We start from the raw sequence: 3,529 nt of genomic DNA on the forward strand, positions 1-3,529 counted from the left end.
ACGACGCTGCACCCCCGAGGTGACGGGTTGGCGGGGAGCTGGCGGGGCCACCCCCGACTTCACATCCGTCCGAGTGGTTAAAAGACAAGCTGAGAGGATGTTCTTGTCGTTGACATGCAGGTTTGGGTGTTCTGTCCCTTGTCTGTTATTGGCCGACTCGCGCCAGATCACGTTGAATGCGCAGGGCCGAAGCTCATCGCTGGTCTTGCGTGTCGTCCTGTTTCGCCCCAACGGCTCCTGTCCGGTTCGAAAATGTCGTGATCAGGAGGCGCGAGTCGCCCGGACGAGCGATGTACGCGCGCCAGCCTCAGGCCGTATCAGTTCCGTCATGACGTCTCAGCCGCTTCGTAAGCCCTACCCGTCCGACCTGTCCGACGCCCGCTGGGCCCTGATCGAACCGACACTGACAGCCTGGCGAGCTGAACGGCAGAAGACTTCCCTCAACCTCGGCGGCAGGGTCGCCGACCTGCGTGACGTCCTCAACGCGATCCTCTACGTCAACCGCACCGGCATCCCCTGGCGCTATCTGCCGCATGACTTCCCGGCCCACACCACCGTCTTCTCGCACTTCAGCGCCTGGACCGCCGACGGCACCATCGAGAAGCTCGGCCTCCGCCTGCACCGCCTGGTCCGTGAGAAGGAAGGACGCGCCCCCGAACCCACGGCCTGCGTCATCGACTCCCAGAGCATCAAAACCGCCCACACCGTGCCCACCGGCACCCAGGGCATCGACGCGGGCAAGAAAATCGTGGGCCGCAAGCGCAGCATCGTCACCGACACCCTGGGCCTGTTGCTGCTGGTCATGGTCACCGCGGCCAGCGTCTCCGACAACGAGGCCGGCAAACAGCTCCTGACCCGCACCGCCGCCGCCCACCCCACGATCACCAAGGCCTGGGCCGACACCGGCTACAAAAACCAGGCCATCGAACACGGCGCAAAGCTCGGCATCGACGTCGACGTCGTCCCCAGGAACACCCAGGTCAAAGGCTTCTCCGCCCTCCCGCGACGCTGGGTAGTGGAACGCAGTTTCGGGTGGATCATGATGCACCGCCGACTCGCCCGCGACTACGAGACCAAACCCGAACACTCCGAGAACATGATCCGCATTGCAGCCATCTCCAACCTCGCGAAGCGGGCAACCGGCGAATCCACCCCTACCTGGCGAGACGCATAAAACGCAATCACCCACGAACTACGCGAACCAGACGTCCTCTTACTGAGTTTGACTCTGTTTCAGGGCAATGTGCGGTGGTTTGCCGGCCACAGAGTTCAGATGCCGGAGCAGTTCTCTCACTTCACGGGCAGGCCGAAGGAGTGCAGGCGGGAAGCGCAGGACTCAGCGCCGTCGAAGAGCTGGGCCTGCATGCCGACGCTCTTGGCCGCCTGGACGAAGGTGGGTTCGTCGTCGAAGTAGGCCAAGCCCTGGGCGGGGAGGCCCATGGGCCTTGACCCCGGATGTTGGACACGGGGTTATGCGGCTTGGGGAAGTGTAGTTGAGGGTTCGAAGAAGGTGTTCTCGTAGGTGGTTGGGGGGCGTTGTCCGAGGCGGGAATGTCGACGTCGGGTGTTGTAGCGGCCGGCCCAGCGGAAGGCCGCGAGCCTGGCGTGACGGGCGGTGGGCCATGCCTTCGCGCCCTTGAGCGTTTCCCTCTTCATGGACGCGTTCCAGCTTTCCGCGGCGGCGTTGTCCGCCGAACTGCCGACGGCGCTCATGCTCCTGGTCACGCCGGCTCGTTCGCAGGCGGCGGCGAACGCGGCGCTCGTGTATTGGTTTATTGAAGACTGCGGCCAGCTGCTGGACTGCCTCAACGGCGCGAGCACGAGCCAACGCATGGCGCTGGGCTACTTGTCACCTGGTTCGTCGTTCGTTAACGGCACCCCATCAACGACGGATCACCGCCAGATCGCAGACACATCAGACGGCCAGCACCGCACCCACGCCAGCACCCAGCACGTTGACAAGCAAGCCTTGTCAACCGTCCCCGAAACCCCCCTGAAAATCGGAAGGACGCCGGTATCGGGTCCAGCTTCCCCGAGACCCCTCTCACGGGAATTAGCCGGCGGGCCCAGCCCGCCGACATGCCTCCTCGGCATCTTCCTTAGCGACACCAGATTCTTTCAGAGTGGTCCAGCACGCCTCTTCGCTCTCCGTAGTCCCATAGTGCCCCTCGTAGCACCCCATCTTGTCGAAGCCTGAGTACCCCAGATCCTGCAAGTAGCTGATGCAGTCCGCCGGGTCGGCCTGGGCGCTGGGTGCGATCAAGGTGAGGCCGGCTATAGCCAGTGAGACAGCGCCGACCATGGCAGCGAGTAGCCGAGGGATACGCATTCCCGTCACGTCCTTTCAGATCCGAGTAAGGTGTCGTGCGCTATACCGGGCGAATGTTCGCTCGGCGCCTATCGCTAACAACAGGTAAGCGCAATCGACGACAGGTGAGAAGCGCCAAGGAAAAAGTCCTCTAATATGCTACGCACCCGCCCGCCGCCGGTTCCTGATCTGGTCGCGGGCTGGGGTGCGGGGCCGGCTGCACGAGGCGGCGGTGCAGCACCGGCTCGATGATGCCGACTGCGGCCTGATCAACATCCATCTCATCTTCGTCACGCCGAAACCTCGCTCATTCCGACGCCAGGGATCTCCCCGAATCGGCTGTCTACCGATTTGTTGAGGAATCAGACGATTACAAGGAGAGATCAGGTGGGGACGGCCCATCAGAGGAGTCAGTGCCAGGACCGCACTGTGGGGTCCTGGGGATCGAACAAGTTGAAGTCGCCAGCGCCTGTCCCCGGCGAAAATTCTGCAGCCCAGCCGCTGCATCCGTCGCCGTGATGGACCGTCCAGCTCTGGTCGTCATTGTTGAAGAAGGACTTCGCCACGATCGGCGTTGGGTCGCAGGTGTGGTTCACCGGGTTGTACCACGTCTTCAGCGTCCCTTTGTAGTTGTAGTCGGACCAGAAGCAGACGTAGCCCGACGGACAGTCCTGAGGAGCCTTCGCCGGGTGTCCGGCGGACTTGGCAGTGGCTGGGGCTGCGGTGGAACACAGGCCAGCAAGGCTGAGACCGGCGGCGGCAACGAGCGCAGCGAACCGGTAGGTGAAGCGCGCTGGGGCGGGTTGCTTCCTTCGGTTATGCCAGGAACGCTGCGTGACTGCTGGAACCGTGGATCGCTCGGGTCGCATGAACGCCTCCTGTTCGGTTACCGCCATTTGAGGAGATAACGTGCGCCCATCACAGCAGTTACCGGCGGAGTCATTTGCCGCCATGCACACAATTCACCCGTAAGGATGTAGGGAACTGTTGTTTCCTCTTCCCCGGTTCTACAGCCCAGCCCCCGCGAATAGTCAAGCGGCCTACCTTCCAAGCGCGGGTCTGTGTTGATCCTACGAATGATCGACACAGACCCGCGCTTGGAAGGTAGGACAAGCTGATAGTGGACGCTGCTCGAGTGGGGAGGGGTATGCCGGTGGGGTGTTGGCTGTGGTGGGGCCGGGTGGGTGTCCCCTTCGCGCGTGCCGAGGGAGTGGTGTGCAG

At 63.1% G+C, this 3,529-nt stretch carries 3 protein-coding genes and 1 pseudogene; 1 reads left to right on the top strand and 3 read right to left on the bottom strand.

Annotated features, from left to right (window positions below):
* The first annotated feature begins 328 nt into the window (after nucleotides 1-328).
* A complete protein-coding gene (locus ACZ53N_RS36800; protein ID WP_469145060.1) occupies nucleotides 329-1,174 on the top strand; it encodes an IS5 family transposase in 846 nt (281 codons plus the stop codon).
* Between the two features lie 116 nt (nucleotides 1,175-1,290).
* Here the strand turns inward: ACZ53N_RS36800 and ACZ53N_RS36805 are convergent, their stop codons facing one another.
* From ACZ53N_RS36805 to ACZ53N_RS36815, 3 genes and pseudogenes are all read right to left on the bottom strand, one after another.
* Nucleotides 1,291-1,440 carry a hypothetical protein gene (locus tag ACZ53N_RS36805; RefSeq protein WP_469145061.1) on the bottom strand — a complete coding sequence of 50 codons (150 nt, stop codon included), beginning with the start codon at nucleotides 1,438-1,440 and terminating at the stop codon, nucleotides 1,291-1,293.
* A 30-nt stretch (nucleotides 1,441-1,470) separates the two neighbouring features.
* Nucleotides 1,471-1,770 (bottom strand): annotated as a pseudogene (locus tag ACZ53N_RS36810) (integrase core domain-containing protein); the annotation flags it as partial.
* Nucleotides 1,771-2,718: 948 nt separating this feature from the next.
* Nucleotides 2,719-3,204 carry a peptidase inhibitor family I36 protein gene (locus tag ACZ53N_RS36815; RefSeq protein WP_469145062.1) on the bottom strand — a complete coding sequence of 162 codons (486 nt, stop codon included), beginning with the start codon at nucleotides 3,202-3,204 and terminating at the stop codon, nucleotides 2,719-2,721.
* Between the last annotated feature and the right edge of the window lie 325 nt (nucleotides 3,205-3,529).

It is taken from the genome of Streptomyces sp. NPDC033229 (genome assembly GCF_055576875.1).

Coding starts and splice junctions, on each gene's coding strand:
- ACZ53N_RS36800 (WP_469145060.1), top strand. CDS start 329: ATGACGTCTCAGCCGCTTCGTAAGCCCTACCCGTCCGACCTGTCCGAC.
- ACZ53N_RS36805 (WP_469145061.1), bottom strand. CDS start 1,440: ATGGGCCTCCCCGCCCAGGGCTTGGCCTACTTCGACGACGAACCCACC.
- ACZ53N_RS36815 (WP_469145062.1), bottom strand. CDS start 3,204: ATGGCGGTAACCGAACAGGAGGCGTTCATGCGACCCGAGCGATCCACG.